This is a genomic window from Dellaglioa sp. CoH-56-MRSF-14 (genome assembly GCF_056782115.1).
In genome coordinates this window covers 348,414-362,829 of record NZ_JBXAYB010000002.1, presented here as the reverse complement: position 1 = coordinate 362,829, position 14,416 = coordinate 348,414, and the positions used below count along the sequence as shown (strand labels likewise).

Below are 14,416 nucleotides of genomic sequence, written 5' to 3'. Positions count from 1 at the left end.
CGAACACAGAAGTTAAGCTTCTTAGCGCCAAGAGTAGTTGGGGGTCGCCCCCTGCGAGGGTAGGACGTTGCCATGCTTTTTTTATTATTTTATTCCGGCATAGCTCAGTTGGTAGAGCGCTTGACTGTTAATCAAGATGTCGCAGGTTCGAGTCCTACTGCCGGAGTTTTTATTTTGTAATGTGGAGAATTGTCTGAGTTGGTCTAAGGAGCATGATTGGAAATCATGTAAACGGGTTTCCTGTTTCAAGGGTTCGAATCCCTTATTCTCCGTTGCAAATTGACCCGTTGGTCAAGTGGTTAAGACACCGCCCTTTCACGGCGGTAACATGGGTTCAAATCCCGTACGGGTCATATAAAGTAAATAGTGTATGTTGGAGGTTTAGCTCAGTTGGGAGAGCGTCTGCCTTACAAGCAGAGGGTCACAGGTTCAAGCCCTGTAACCTCCATCGAAGGTCCTATGGTATAGGGGTTATTACGTCCGCCTGTCACGCGGAAGATCACCGGTTCAAATCCGGTTAGGACCGTTTAATGGCTCAGTAGCTCAGTTGGTAGAGCAATGGATTGAAGCTCCATGTGTCGGCAGTTCGATTCTGTCCTGCGCCATTTATTTATAATATTTTGCGGGTGTAGTTTAGTGGTAAAACCACAGCCTTCCAAGCTGTTGTCGCGAGTTCGATTCTCGTCACCCGCTTTTATGATTTTGGGCCTATAGCTCAGCTGGTTTAGAGCGCACGCCTGATAAGCGTGAGGTCGATGGTTCGAGTCCATTTAGGCCCATCAATAATTTATGGAGAAGTACTCAAGTGGCTGAAGAGGCGCCCCTGCTAAGGGTGTAGGTCGTGAAAATGGCGCGAGGGTTCGAATCCCTCCTTCTCCGTTTTTCGTGTTATGACCCGTTGGTCAAGTGGTTAAGACACCGCCCTTTCACGGCGGTAACATGGGTTCAAATCCCGTACGGGTCAGTTTAATATTATCGCGGGATGGAGCAGTCTGGTAGCTCGTCGGGCTCATAACCCGAAGGTCGTAGGTTCAAATCCTGCTCCCGCAATTGGTCCTATGGTATAGGGGTTATTACGTCCGCCTGTCACGCGGAAGATCACCGGTTCAAATCCGGTTAGGACCGTCACAGGTATTATTGGAACCTAAACTTTTATAGTTGAGGTTCTTTTTTTAATTTTATTTACTTTAAGGAGATAAAAATGACTGAAAAACATCTATTCACGTCAGAATCGGTATCAGAGGGTCATCCGGATAAGGTTGCAGATCAAATAAGTGATGCAATATTAGATGCACTTTTAGAAAAGGATCCTAATGCTAGGGTTGCTTGCGAAACAACTGTAACAACTGGTTTAGTTCTTGTAGTTGGTGAAATATCAACAAATGCCTACGTTGATATTCAGCAGGTAGTAAGACGAACTATTAAGGAAATTGGATATATTAATTCACAAGTTGGTTTTGATGGTGATAATTGTGCTGTTATGGTTGCTATAGATGAACAATCTCCTGATATTGCATTAGGTGTTGATACATCTTTAGAAACTAAAAACGGTGATTTAGATCCTTTAGATCAGATTGGTGCAGGTGATCAAGGATTAATGTTCGGATATGCGGTAGACGAAACACCGGAACTCATGCCATTACCGATTTCAATTAGTCACAAATTAATGCAACGTGTTGCAAGTTTACGAAAAAATAAGGAATTAGAATACTTAAGACCTGATGCTAAGGCACAGGTAACTGTTGAATATAATGATAAAGGTCAACCATTTAGAATTGACACTGTTGTTATTTCTACACAACATGATGAAAAAACGGAATTGAAACAAATTCAAGATGATATGATTGAAAAAGTAATTAAAGTTATTATTGACCCTGATTTGTTGGATTCAGATACAAAGTATTATATTAATCCAACCGGACGATTTGTTATCGGTGGTCCAAAGGGTGATGCTGGACTTACTGGAAGAAAAATAATTGTTGATACATATGGTGGATATGCACATCATGGTGGAGGTGCTTTCTCCGGTAAAGATGCAACAAAAGTTGATCGTTCAGCTAGTTATGCTGCTCGCTATATTGCAAAAAATATAGTTGCAGCTAAAATTGCATCACAGGTTGAGGTTCAACTTGCGTATGCAATTGGGGTTGCTCAACCTGTATCAATTAATATTAATACATTTGGTACATCTAAATATGACGAATTGGATTTAGTTCAAGCTGTTCGTAAAATTTTTGATTTACGGCCTGCAGGAATTATTGAAATGTTAGACTTACGTCGCCCAATATATAAACAGACAGCAGCATATGGTCATTTTGGTCGTACAGATATTGACTTACCTTGGGAAAAAACAGATAAGATTAAAAGTTTACTTAACGAATTAAATTAAAATAAAAAATGACTTTATTAAATATCATTTTAATAGAGTCATTTTTTATTTAGGAGGTACTTTATGAATTCAAAAACAAATGTAAAATTAGTTACAATTGCTATATTTGTAGCAACATTTTTAACAGCCGTTGAAGGAACAATTGTTTCAACAGCTATGCCAACTATTGTTGGTGAACTTCATGGTGTTTCATTAATGAATTGGGTTTTTTCAATATATTTATTAACTAATGCCATGATGACACCAATATACGGTAAGCTCGCAGATGTTTTAGGACGTAAACCAGTATTTATTTTTGGTCTTGTCATATTTTTGGTTGGTTCAACTCTCTGTGGATTTTCTAATAGTATGGCCACATTAATTATTTCGCGGGCTATTCAAGGTATCGGGGCGGGTGCTATAATGCCAGTGTCATTTACTATAATTGCTGATATTTATTCTGTGGACAAACGTGCTAAAATAATGGGATTAAACGGATCTGCTTGGGGTATAGCGTCAATAGTTGCACCATTGTTAGGTGGTTTCATTGTTGATCATCTTAATTGGCACTGGGTATTTTTCATTAATTTACCTATTGGGTTAGTGACGATAGCAATGATACAAATTTTTTTCAAAGAAAAGCGAAGAATTATGAGTTCAAAAATAGATTTTTTAGGCAGTATATTATTAATGCTTAGTATTTTATCTATTTTATATAGTTTTCAACGTTGGGGCGATGATGGTATAGACCTGATTGTTTTAATTTCTTTCTTTATATTTATTATGTCGCTTTTATTATTTATTCAATGGGAAAAAAGAGTTGAAGATCCAATTATTTCATTGAAACTTTTTAATAATAGAACATTTGTGATTCAAAATGTAGTAGCAGCATTAATATCTGGATTTTTAATTGGATTTGAAGTTTATATACCAACATGGACTCAAGGAATATTAGGATTAAAAGCATCAATGGCAGGATTTGCAGTAACACCCAGTTCCATCTTATGGATAGCTGGTTCCTTTTTTGCTGGAAGTATGATGGCAGCTTGGACACCAAAAAAAGTTTTATCGATTAGTCTATTTTTTATTTTAGTGGGTGCCATTGCACTAGGTACTTTGCCTATAAATACACCTTTTTATCTTTTCTTTATCATTTCGGCTGTACTAGGGATTGGATTTGGGATTACCATTACAACTACGACAGTTACTGCACAGAGTTTAGTACCACAGGCTGACGTAGGTGTGGCTACATCATTTAATACTTTAAGTCGTACATTAGGACAAACATTAATGATTTCAGTCTTTGGGATCATATTTAATACACAAATGCATAAGGAAATAGTAAAAACACCTGGAACAAAGGACAGCATGATGGATATTTTAATTAATCCGCAAACGGCTAACCAACTACCGCAACATTTAATACCAAAATTACGTGAAGTTTTGTATCAAGGTCTTCATGGGATATATATAGCAGGTATTTTTATTGTAATTCTTGCAATTATTATTAATTTATTCGATAAAAAGACTAAAGATTATTTGCAATAACAGGGTTCGTTTGCTACACTAAAAATAATATAAAACGATTAAGAGGAACTAGTAAAGTAACTAACTATTTCAGCGAGTATATGGGAGTGGAAATATACATAGTTGGTTATTTGAACTCATCCTTGAGTTTTCTCACTGAACGGTAGTAGGTGCGAACGTTATTTCACGTTATGAAAAAGAGTCAGTATTTTATACTGGAATAATAGGTGGTACCGCGGAAAATTCGTCCTATAGAAGTTTATCTTCTATAGGACTTTTTTGTATATATAATCAGAAAGGAAGTAATACACATGGCATATAACCATAAAGAAATCGAACAAAAATGGCAAGCATTTTGGGATGCAAATCAGACATTTAAAACGACTGAAGATCCTGAAAAGAAAAATTATTATGCATTAGATATGTTTCCGTATCCATCCGGGCAAGGACTTCATGTTGGACATCCAGAAGGTTTCACGGCTACAGATATTTTGGCTCGAATGAAGAGAATGCAAGGATTTAATGTCTTACATCCAATGGGATGGGATGCCTTTGGTCTTCCAGCTGAACAGTATGCACTTGATACTGGACATAGCCCTAAAGCATTTACTAAAACGAATACTGATAATTTTAGGCGTCAAATTAAATCCTTGGGACTTTCATATGATTGGAGTCGTGAGTTAAATACGACTGATCCTGATTATTATAAATGGACACAATGGATTTTTGAAAAATTATATGAAAAAGGTTTAGCGTATGAAGATGAAGTTGCCGTTAACTGGAGTCCTGATTTAGGAACTGTTGTTGCTAATGAAGAAGTTATTGATGGTAAAACAGAACGTGGCGGGTACCCAATTGTCAGAAAACCAATGCGCCAATGGGTCTTAAAAATTACTGCTTATGCTGATCGCTTACTTTCAGATTTAGACGATTTAGATTGGCCAGATAGCATCAAAGAGCAACAAAGAAATTGGATTGGAAAATCAACTGGTGCTAGCGTTAACTTTAAAGTCGATCAACATGATGATATAAAAATTGATGTCTTTACGACACGTCCTGAAACTATTTATGGTGTTTCTTATATTATTGTCGCACCAGAATTAGATATAATTGATAAAATTACTATTGATTCTCAAAAGGATGCTGTTAAGGCTTATCAAAAAGAAATAGAAGTTAAGTCAGATTTAGAGAGAACTGATTTAGCTAAAGATAAAACTGGGGTATTTACTGGTTCTTACGCAATAAATCCTGTAAATGGTAAAAAATTACCAATTTGGATTGCTGATTATGTTCTAGCATCGTATGGAACTGGTGCTGTTATGGCAGTACCTGCACATGATGAAAGAGATTTCGAATTTGCAACTAAATATGGATTGGATATTTTACCCGTTATAGAAGGACCTGAAATAACTGATGAAGCAAATACTGAACCTGGTAAATATATTAATTCTGGTTTTTTAAATGGCTTAGTGAAAGCTGATGCTATCGAAAAAGCTATTGCTTGGATGGAAGATAATAACATTGGTGAAAAGAAAACAAATTATAAATTACGTGATTGGTTATTTTCAAGACAACGATATTGGGGTGAACCAATTCCTATTATTCACTGGGAAGATGGCGAAACAACAACAGTCCCTGTAGATCAGTTACCACTTGAATTACCTGAAGCAACGGATATTAAACCCTCTGGAACAGGTGAGAGTCCATTAGCCAACTTAACTGACTGGATTAATGTTGTCGACGAAAATGGGCGTAAAGGTAAACGTGAAACGAATACGATGCCACAATGGGCTGGTAGTTCATGGTACTTTGTTCGTTTTATTGATCCACATAACCCTAATGAAATTGCTGACCATAAAAAGTTAGAAGAATGGTTACCTGTTGACGTTTATGTTGGGGGTGCAGAACATGCTGTGTTACATTTGCTATACGCAAGGTTCTGGCATAAATTCTTGTACGATATTGGCGTTGTACCTACTAAAGAGCCGTTCCAAAAGTTAGTTAATCAAGGGATGATTTTGGGCGATAATCATGAAAAAATGTCTAAGTCTAAAGGTAACGTGGTTAATCCAGATGATATCGTTGAACGTTTTGGTGCGGATACTTTGCGCCTTTATGAAATGTTTATGGGTCCATTAGATGCCTCAATTGCTTGGAGCGAAGATGGGTTAAATGGTTCGCATAAATTTATTGAACGTATTTGGCGTTTAATTATGGATGAAGATAATCAAATTAGCGCAGCTATTGTTGATAAAAATGATGGTGAACTTGATAAGATTTATAATCAAACAGTAAAAAAAGTAACTGAAGATTACGAAGCACTTCATTTTAATACAGCTATTTCACAATTGATGATTTTTGTTAATGAAGCTTTTAAAGTTAAATCGTTAGCTAAAGAACAAGTTGAAGGATTTATTCAATTGATTGCACCAATAGCGCCACACATGGCTGAAGAAGTTTGGTCGTTGTTAGGAAATAAGGAATCAATTAGTTATGCTGCATGGCCAATATTTGATGAAAGTAAACTTGTTGAAAATACAGTTGAAATTGTCTTACAAGTAAATGGTAAAGTGCGTCAACATAGCGTGGTTTCAAAAGATGCAACTAAAGATGAATTAGAAAAAATGGCTTTAAATGATGACAAAATTAAAGAAGAACTTGAAGGTAAAACAATTCGAAAAGTAATTGCTGTCCCTGGTAAGTTAGTTAATATTGTCGCAAATTAAAGCTTTAATTTAAGTAAACGGGGACTACAAAATTATCGATATTTTGTGGTTCCTATTTATTTTTGGTTAAAATTCAAAAAATAAATTGCAACTGAATTTTAAAAGCTATAAAATGGTAAGATTAAGTATGATCAGAAAGTAGGGTACAAAAGTAATGGATGAAGATATCGAAGTAGAGGGCCAAGCAGCTTCTGAACAAAATGACGCTAAACAAAAGATGTTGCAAGGATCAGCTTGGATGACTGCTGGTAGTATTTTTTCAAGAGTTTTAGGGGCAATTTATATTATTCCATGGAATATGTGGTTGGGACCAGATAGATTACAAGCTAATGCACTTTATAGTATGGGTTATAACGTTTACAGTTTCTTCTTAATGATTGCTGTTGCTGGTGTTCCTTCAGCCGTAGCTAAGCAGGTTGCGCATTACAATGCACAAAATGAATATGGTATTGGAAGACGCCTATTTAAATATGGGATGGCTTTAATGGCGATTATGGGTGTAGTCTGTGCAGTAATATTATGGATTATCGCACCATACATTACAAGTGGTGATAAGAATGTGATTCCAGTCTTTAGATCCTTATCTTGGGCATTATTGATTATTCCTATGATGAGTTTAATACGAGGCTTTTTTCAAGGCTATCAGGAAATGGCTCCGTCAGCAATTTCACAGTTCTTTGAACAAATTGCTCGAGTTATTTATATGCTTGCCGCAACTTTTATCATCATGAAAATTAGTCATGGTAGTTATATTACAGGTGTAACGCAGTCAACTTTTGCGGCTTTTATTGGGGCCTTAGGCGGAATGCTAGTTTTAGTATGGTATTTTTATCGTCGAAAACCAGAATTGGATCGATTAGTTGCCAATAGTGATAATAAGTTAACAATTTCTACCAAACAAATTATTAAAGAAGTTATCAGGGAATCTATTCCTTTTATTATTATTGGCGCTGCCATTACGATTTTTGGATTGATTGATCAGTATACCTTCTTTGGTATTATGAGCCATGTTACAAACTACTCACGAACGATTCAAAATGAACTGTGGGCATTATTTAGTTTTAATGCTAATAAATTAGTTATGATTATTATTTCTATTGCGTCTGCCATGTCTATTACAGCTATTCCGTTATTATCTGAGGCATATACAAGAAATGATAAAAAGGCTTTGAGTGAACAAACTTCTGACACCTTACAATTGTTCTTTTTCGTAATGTTACCTTGTGCCTTAGGGATGGCAGCTGTTGCTCACCCACTATATGTTGTTTTCTATGGGTATGATCCAGTTGGAATCTATGTTTTACAATTTTCAGCGTATGAATCAATCTTCTTAGGATTATTCACAGTTGTTTCTGCTATTTTACAAGGTGTTTATCAAAATAAAAAAGCAATTATATATTTTGTCGTTGGAGTGGTAGTTAAATTAATTGTTCAATATCCATTAGTAGCTTGGTTAGGTGCCTTTGGGCCATTAGCAGCTACAGGGATCGGGATGGGCGTAAGTTCATGGCTAATGATTCGCTCATTACACAAAATGTTCCATTTAAATGTAAAATTAATACAAACAAGATTAAATAAAATGATGCTTTATGCACTAATAACATTTTTTACCGCATTTATAGTAGTAAAAATTGCTTATCTATTTTTACCAATAGACAGCCGAATTAGTGCAATTATCACAATTATTGCTGCCGCTGGATTAGGTGGCTACATATATATTTACTTCAGTTTAAAAACAAGATTAGCCGACAAAATATTGGGCGAACGGGTTGCTGGATTACGCCGTAGATTGAGAATTAAGTGAGGTTTAATTTAAAATGAGAATTGATAAATTTTTGACGGAAACGCAATTTGGTACAAGAAGTGATGTTCGAAAAATTATTAAACAGAAGAAAGTGATTGTTGATGGCGAGTTAATCACTAGCATTAAACTTCAGGTTAGTCCATCAAAATCGGTTATTCAGGTAGATGGTGATGTAATTCACTATCAAAAATATTATTATTATCTTTTAAATAAACCAGCAGGTGTGTTAACGGCAACTAAAGATAGGAAACAAAAGACAGTGATGGATTTGTTCAATAGCGTCGATTATCGGGATGATTTATTTCCAGTTGGACGGTTGGATAAGGATACAACTGGACTATTGCTTATTACAAATGATGGACAATTAGGTCATCAGATGTTGTCACCAAAACATCATATCGATAAAGTGTACTTTGCTAAAGTTGATGGGCAAGTGACTACTGACGATGTGATTAAATTTGAAACCGGATTGCTATTAAAAGATGGGATGCAAACTAAACCTGCAAAATTAATTGTTGAATCTTATAATAGTGATTCAAATATCTCAGAAGTTTTAATTACGATTACTGAAGGTAAGTATCATCAAATCAAACGAATGTTTGGAGCTATCGGTATGAAAGTTATCAGACTTGAACGTAAAAAAATGGCTACTTTAGAGTTAGAACCAACGCTATCGTTAGGCCGCTATCGTGCTTTAACAGATGAAGAAATTGAATCAATCAAATAGAAAATTGTTGGCGTAACTAGCCAGCAATTTTTTATTATTTTATTTGTTTTTGATGTTCCTTTATTGAGTAGTAAGGTCTATCAATATATCTAACTGAATACGCTTTTAAATACCGATTATTAAAATTTTGTGATAAAATGGGCTTACTAATATTTTAGGAGGAATTCAAATGAGTATAGATTGGAAAGCAGAAGTTGAAAAGCGTCAAGACGCCTTATTAGAAGATTTATTTGCAATGTTAAAAATTGAAAGTGTTCGTGATGAATCAATTGCAACAACTGAAGCACCTTTAGGTCCAGGACCTAAAGCTGGGTTAGATAAATTCTTAGAAATTGGAACGCGTGATGGTTTTGAAACATTAAACCTTGATGGTTTAGCCGGACATATCGAATTTGGTGAGGGGGATGAAACGTTAGGTATTTTAGCTCACGTTGACGTTATGCCTGCTGGTAACGGTTGGGATACTGATCCATTCACACCAGTCGTGAAAGATGGTCGAATTTATGCTCGCGGTGCCTCAGATGATAAAGGACCAGGAATGGCTGCATATTATGGTTTAAAAATCATTCAAGAATTAGGATTACCAGTTTCTAAAAAAGTTCGATTTATTATTGGAACGGATGAAGAAAGTGGTTGGAGAGGAATGACTCATTACCTTGAAAATATGCCTGAACCTGATTTTGGATTTTCACCAGATGCATTTTTCCCAATCATTAATGGTGAAAAGGGAAATATTACTTACTTCTTAAACTTTAAAGGATCAAATGGAGATAAGGATCAATTGCTTGAATTTGATGCTGGCCTCCGTGAAAATATGGTTCCTCGCGATGCTAAAGCTGTTATTAAAACAGAAGACGGCGCTGAGATGGAAGAAGTATTTAACGATTTTATTGCTGCTAATATTGTTACAGGTAAAATGGAACGCAATAATGATATTGTGACTATCTCGATGGTAGGAAAAGCAGCCCATGCACAAGAACCTAAAAATGGAGAAAATGCCGGAACTTTCTTGGCATTATTCTTGAACCAATTTAATTTTGGTGGGGATGCTGCTAACTATCTTCGTTTGGCTGCTGATTACTTACACAGAGATTCACGTATGAACAACTTTAGTATTGCCTTCACTGATGATATCATGGGCGATTTAACGATGAATTCTGGAATTTTCACATTTAAAGCTGATAAAGGTGGACAAATTGCCTTGAATTTCCGCTTCCCTAAAGGTATGACGGAAGTAGATATTAAACGTGGTCTTGAAAATGTAACAAATGAAATGAATGTTGTAATTGAAGCAGGTAGGTTACAAGGACCTCATTACGTTTCACCAGAAGATCCTTTGGTTAAAACATTATTAGGTGTTTATACGAAACAAACTGGCGAAAAAGCTGAAGGTTTAGTCGTTGGTGGTGGGACGTATGGTCGTCTCCTAAAACGTGGTGTTGCTTTTGGTGCAATGTTCCCAGGTGTACCTGATACAATGCATCAGGCCAATGAATTTATTCCTTTAGATGACGTGCTGAAAGCTGCTGCCATATATGCTGAAGGAATATACGAATTGATCAAGTAAATAATTAATTTTATATACTTGTATGATACTAATATACATTTAGGATGGCTTTTTTTAAAAGATTTATCATCTTTAAAGTATCGTTAATATGTAATCATTTGTAAAAAATAATGTAACCTATACCCCTAATGTTGAAAAACGTTAGGGGTATTTTTATGATTAAATTTCCACTTTAATACAAAATTTAAACCGTTTAAACATAGTTAATGGGAACTAAATTGAAGACGTAAGTTAGTAAACAGTATGGTATCAGTAGAAGCGTATTTTCAGTCTTCGTCACAATATTTGAATTAAAACTTCAAAATATTATGTAAGCGATTAACATGGTGTTATAATAATTCTGGTTCAAAGTTTGTTTTTAGTTTACTATGTATCAGATTATATTCAATTTGTTCGTGGATAGAATGAAAAATAGTCACTTTTATGAGGTGGTCAAATGAAGTTAGTAGTAGATAATGTATCAAGAGGAAGTATTCTAAAAGACGTTTCTTTTTATCTCAATCAAGGAGATAAAATTGCTCTCGTTGGTTTAAATGGATCAGGAAAAACAACCATTCTGAATATTATGATGGAGTTATTAATGCCATCAACGGGGAAAATAATTAAAACTAATGTTAAATTAGCGACTGTTTTTCAAAACAATGTTCTTGATGATGATTTGACCGTTATTCAAAACTTACGTTTCAGAATTAAAAATAAAGAAAAAATAAAAAGTATTCAGGAAAAAATGAAAAACTTGAACATCAATGAGTCCTTAAAGTATTCTAGCTTATCTGGTGGGCAGAAACGTATTGTTAATTATTTAAGAGCGATTGCTGTAGAGCCGAATTGCTTACTATTAGATGAAATGTCAGCTGGAATTGATGTTGATATACGTCAATTAATTTGGAATGATCTTGATGAGTATTTAAAAGAGAATAATTGTGGTGTGTTATTTACTACTCATCTATTAAGCGAATTAGAAAATGCCAATAAAATTATTTTCGTATCAAATGGAACTGTTAAATATTTTGGAGAAATGGTTACATTTATGAATAAAATTTCAAAAGTTAAATTAATTTTGAATAAAACTGAAGATGATAGGTATTTTAATACGTCTGCAGAAGCAGTGAGATTTATTGAAGATAATCATTTGATAAATGAAAACTTTGAAATAAGAAAGGCAACCTATACTGACTTATTTAAAAATATGGAGGAAGGAATTTAAGGATGAATAAACAGTTTATTCAAAGAAACATTCTAATTTTCATAAAAGATAAAGTTGGTATCTTTTTTTCATTTTTAGGTATGGTTATAAGTCTTGTAATTTATATATTTTTTCTTCGCTCTAATTTAGTCGATTCTTTGGCTGGAATTAATCATAGTGAACAGTTTATTGATACATGGATGATTTCTGGGTTGATTTCTATTGTCTCAATGACTAGTACACTAATCGCATTTGGTCAAAAACTGGAAGATAAAAAGAATAAGAGATTAGATGATTTTATTGTTAACAGTCAAATAAAAAGTAGTACAATTAATCAATTGTATACTTTGACGTCAGTCATGGAAGGTATTGTGTCGACATTTATTTTCTCATTAATATGTTATGCGTATCTATCTCTAACTTATCATTATAATGCTTATAATGTAACATTTTTTGTAGTATTTCTATTTAATGTTTTACTAATTGTATTTTCAAGTTTACTGTTTTCATTGGTGACAGATTTTTTAAATACTACGTCTAGTTTTTCATCATTGTCAGCAATTGTTGGTACTATGTCCGGTTTTCTTTCAGGAACTTATATTGTTTATGGGGATCTTCCAGCTTTTATGCAGCATACTTTAAAATTGTGGCCTGGTTATCAAATCGCAGCTATTGCACGCTATGAAAGTATTAAAAATATCAGGATAGGAAATAACTCTATTTTGTTCTCGTCACTAGGAATTAGTTCTGATTTTTTGCAAGCTATACTTATAACGATTATATTTGGAATACTACTAATAATTATTTCAATATTTACAAATGTTTATCATAAAGATTGATTTTAATTTGAAAAAAAGAACCTTATGTTACCTATATGTTAATATCAGTTCTGCTAATTTCAAAGAGTTGATTATAAAGAAAATTAATAAATAGAGGATGAAAACAAATCAAAAAGAGATACTCGAGGGTGGCGATTAAAATATTCGTTCAATGCAACGAAATTTAAATAAAAATTATACAGCTTATTTTGGTATTCTACCTAGCGATGGTATTTATGGAACGAGAAACATATGTTTACACGCTAAAAGAAACAAAATAAATAATTTCTATGTTTCAAATATGTCAACGGGATGGAGTGGAAACTTAGGGTTCCCAATGCCTGAGGGTTGGGACTTTGATCAATTTACTGAATATACGCATGGTGGAGTTGATATTGATCAAGTCTCTTCATCAGGTAAGGATTTAGGCTGTAAGAATTTTGATGTATCGGAGGATATATCTGTAAATAAGGTGACACATCGATTTATTAAATCAGTGCAAATGTTAAATTCTTTTAAAGATATAACATTTGAAATGGGAAAAACATATGGTCCTACGGTTCTTCCAGGGATAGATGCATGGCTTACAGTTAAAGATAGTTGGAGTGTAGAGACAGGAAATTCATCTTCTCCATTTACCATTCACAATGGTAAATGGAGAGTTCTTTTCAAAATGATATAGCTGATATAATGAAGATTAAATATGGTGTTATTAATTATTTAGATACCATGGGAATAGTTAATCGTATTGCGGGTAATCTCCAAAACGGGATGTTAATAATGGGAGTTGCAACAAGGGCAGAAGAACCTTGGCAAATTGGTATGAAGATAACGTATAATGAATCATATACAGAGGGTGATGAAAGTAATAAAATATCAGATACGATTGAAATTTATTATAAGCAACCAGTGGTTAGTCCCATATATCCCGAAGTTTCGTATAATTATGTTTATGATATAGTTAGTGGATTGGAAATTGTCGGAGCATGGATTGTTATTGGTCAGCGGTTATCATGGCTGTAGCGTTTGTTGCTTCTATACCAGAATTATTAGTAGCAGCTCCAGCAGTTGCTGCTTTTGGACTTTTGGTTGATACATTGCCACAAGAATAAAGAATATAGGAGATAATATAGATGGCAATTCCAGCAATGCTAACGGTGTTATTATTTGTGTTTATGATGAATTTATATCTTACTCTTTCTATAGTAAGGATAAAAAAGTCAATAAATAATGGTAATAAAAAGATTGAGAAAGAAAAAGATAGATTAAAAGAATTTAGAGGAGATAAATAATGAGCGAGCCTAATTTATTTATTATTTTATTTGTATTATTTTTAATCTTTATCGTACAATTTGTATATTTTTTAAATATTAAAAATAAATTGCTTGAATTATCGTATGAAATAACTAAAATTAGGGAAGAATTACTAAACATAACAATTGTTAAAGTTTTGAATTTAGAAAAAAAATTAAAAGATAAAGAATAAATGTATGATAAAAAACAAGGTATTCAGATATATTTCTGATCCCCTTGTTTTTTATCTAAAGTAGGTAGACAACAAACTGAATAGTTTAGTGTCTATACTGAGTATGTAGTATAATTACTACGATAAGTTAGTCTTAAAACTTAGACATTAAACAACTACATAAATAAAGCGTAGATATGAATGTGTATCAACGTTATTTAATATATT

12 protein-coding genes, 12 tRNA genes, 1 rRNA gene and 1 other annotated feature are annotated in these 14,416 nt (G+C 33.9%); all 25 genes read left to right on the top strand.

The window, feature by feature from the left end; translation table 11 throughout:
* Positions 1-76: ribosomal RNA gene (gene rrf / locus AC1RPX_RS03680) — 5S ribosomal RNA — on the top strand; the annotation flags it as partial.
* Between the two features lie 17 nt (positions 77-93).
* Positions 94-166: transfer RNA gene (locus tag AC1RPX_RS03675), tRNA-Asn, on the top strand.
* A 17-nt stretch (positions 167-183) separates the two neighbouring features.
* Positions 184-272 (top strand) — tRNA-Ser (locus AC1RPX_RS03670).
* Positions 273-281: 9 nt separating this feature from the next.
* Positions 282-353, top strand: a tRNA-Glu gene (locus AC1RPX_RS03665).
* A gap of 22 nt (positions 354-375) precedes the next feature.
* Positions 376-448, top strand: a tRNA-Val gene (locus tag AC1RPX_RS03660).
* Between the two features lie 5 nt (positions 449-453).
* A tRNA-Asp gene (locus tag AC1RPX_RS03655) sits at positions 454-526 on the top strand.
* A gap of 6 nt (positions 527-532) precedes the next feature.
* Positions 533-605 (top strand) — tRNA-Phe (locus tag AC1RPX_RS03650).
* Positions 606-622: 17 nt separating this feature from the next.
* A tRNA-Gly gene (locus AC1RPX_RS03645) sits at positions 623-693 on the top strand.
* 11 nt (positions 694-704) lie between these two features.
* Positions 705-779 (top strand) — tRNA-Ile (locus tag AC1RPX_RS03640).
* 12 nt (positions 780-791) lie between these two features.
* A tRNA-Ser gene (locus AC1RPX_RS03635) sits at positions 792-879 on the top strand.
* 13 nt (positions 880-892) lie between these two features.
* Positions 893-964: transfer RNA gene (locus AC1RPX_RS03630), tRNA-Glu, on the top strand.
* Between the two features lie 12 nt (positions 965-976).
* Positions 977-1,050 (top strand) — tRNA-Met (locus AC1RPX_RS03625).
* Positions 1,051-1,052: 2 nt separating this feature from the next.
* A tRNA-Asp gene (locus tag AC1RPX_RS03620) sits at positions 1,053-1,125 on the top strand.
* A 76-nt stretch (positions 1,126-1,201) separates the two neighbouring features.
* Positions 1,202-2,389: a methionine adenosyltransferase gene (gene metK, locus AC1RPX_RS03615; protein ID WP_481761151.1), complete on the top strand. Its 1,188-nt coding sequence runs from the start codon at positions 1,202-1,204 to the stop codon at positions 2,387-2,389.
* 63 nt (positions 2,390-2,452) lie between these two features.
* Positions 2,453-3,916, top strand: a complete 1,464-nt coding sequence (locus AC1RPX_RS03610) for an MDR family MFS transporter (protein WP_481761152.1) — start codon at positions 2,453-2,455, stop codon at positions 3,914-3,916.
* 28 nt (positions 3,917-3,944) lie between these two features.
* Positions 3,945-4,150 (top strand) — a binding site (T-box leader).
* Between the two features lie 56 nt (positions 4,151-4,206).
* Positions 4,207-6,621: a leucine--tRNA ligase gene (gene leuS, locus AC1RPX_RS03605; protein ID WP_481761153.1), complete on the top strand. Its 2,415-nt coding sequence runs from the start codon at positions 4,207-4,209 to the stop codon at positions 6,619-6,621.
* Positions 6,622-6,775: 154 nt separating this feature from the next.
* On the top strand, positions 6,776-8,425 hold the full coding sequence (locus AC1RPX_RS03600) for a putative polysaccharide biosynthesis protein (RefSeq protein WP_481761154.1): 1,650 nt from the start codon (positions 6,776-6,778) through the stop codon (positions 8,423-8,425).
* A gap of 13 nt (positions 8,426-8,438) precedes the next feature.
* The gene (locus tag AC1RPX_RS03595) at positions 8,439-9,152 is read left to right on the top strand and encodes a pseudouridine synthase (protein WP_481761155.1); all 714 of its coding nucleotides are present in this window, start codon (positions 8,439-8,441) and stop codon (positions 9,150-9,152) included.
* 169 nt (positions 9,153-9,321) lie between these two features.
* On the top strand, positions 9,322-10,719 hold the full coding sequence (pepV, locus tag AC1RPX_RS03590; RefSeq protein WP_481761156.1) for a dipeptidase PepV: 1,398 nt from the start codon (positions 9,322-9,324) through the stop codon (positions 10,717-10,719).
* 436 nt (positions 10,720-11,155) lie between these two features.
* Positions 11,156-11,926, top strand: a complete 771-nt coding sequence (locus AC1RPX_RS03585; protein WP_481761157.1) for an ATP-binding cassette domain-containing protein — start codon at positions 11,156-11,158, stop codon at positions 11,924-11,926.
* Positions 11,927-12,063: 137 nt separating this feature from the next.
* Entirely contained in the window at positions 12,064-12,744 is a 681-nt protein-coding gene (locus AC1RPX_RS03580; RefSeq protein WP_481761158.1) for a hypothetical protein, read from the top strand.
* 151 nt (positions 12,745-12,895) lie between these two features.
* Positions 12,896-13,405, top strand: a complete 510-nt coding sequence (locus tag AC1RPX_RS03575) for a hypothetical protein (protein ID WP_481761159.1) — start codon at positions 12,896-12,898, stop codon at positions 13,403-13,405.
* A gap of 8 nt (positions 13,406-13,413) precedes the next feature.
* Positions 13,414-13,746, top strand: a complete 333-nt coding sequence (locus tag AC1RPX_RS03570; protein WP_481762171.1) for a hypothetical protein — start codon at positions 13,414-13,416, stop codon at positions 13,744-13,746.
* A 110-nt stretch (positions 13,747-13,856) separates the two neighbouring features.
* The gene (locus AC1RPX_RS03565; RefSeq protein ID WP_481761161.1) at positions 13,857-14,015 is read left to right on the top strand and encodes a hypothetical protein; all 159 of its coding nucleotides are present in this window, start codon (positions 13,857-13,859) and stop codon (positions 14,013-14,015) included.
* On the top strand, positions 14,015-14,209 hold the full coding sequence (locus AC1RPX_RS03560; RefSeq protein WP_481761162.1) for a hypothetical protein: 195 nt from the start codon (positions 14,015-14,017) through the stop codon (positions 14,207-14,209). Before AC1RPX_RS03565 ends, AC1RPX_RS03560 begins: the two co-directional genes overlap by 1 nt.
* Positions 14,210-14,416: the final 207 nt, after the last annotated feature.

Coding starts and splice junctions, on each gene's coding strand:
- AC1RPX_RS03570 (WP_481762171.1), top strand. CDS start 13,414: ATGAAGATTAAATATGGTGTTATTAATTATTTAGATACCATGGGAATA.
- AC1RPX_RS03560 (WP_481761162.1), top strand. CDS start 14,015: ATGAGCGAGCCTAATTTATTTATTATTTTATTTGTATTATTTTTAATC.
- leuS (WP_481761153.1), top strand. CDS start 4,207: ATGGCATATAACCATAAAGAAATCGAACAAAAATGGCAAGCATTTTGG.
- AC1RPX_RS03610 (WP_481761152.1), top strand. CDS start 2,453: ATGAATTCAAAAACAAATGTAAAATTAGTTACAATTGCTATATTTGTA.
- AC1RPX_RS03585 (WP_481761157.1), top strand. CDS start 11,156: ATGAAGTTAGTAGTAGATAATGTATCAAGAGGAAGTATTCTAAAAGAC.
- AC1RPX_RS03565 (WP_481761161.1), top strand. CDS start 13,857: ATGGCAATTCCAGCAATGCTAACGGTGTTATTATTTGTGTTTATGATG.
- AC1RPX_RS03575 (WP_481761159.1), top strand. CDS start 12,896: ATGCAACGAAATTTAAATAAAAATTATACAGCTTATTTTGGTATTCTA.
- metK (WP_481761151.1), top strand. CDS start 1,202: ATGACTGAAAAACATCTATTCACGTCAGAATCGGTATCAGAGGGTCAT.
- pepV (WP_481761156.1), top strand. CDS start 9,322: ATGAGTATAGATTGGAAAGCAGAAGTTGAAAAGCGTCAAGACGCCTTA.
- AC1RPX_RS03595 (WP_481761155.1), top strand. CDS start 8,439: ATGAGAATTGATAAATTTTTGACGGAAACGCAATTTGGTACAAGAAGT.
- AC1RPX_RS03600 (WP_481761154.1), top strand. CDS start 6,776: ATGGATGAAGATATCGAAGTAGAGGGCCAAGCAGCTTCTGAACAAAAT.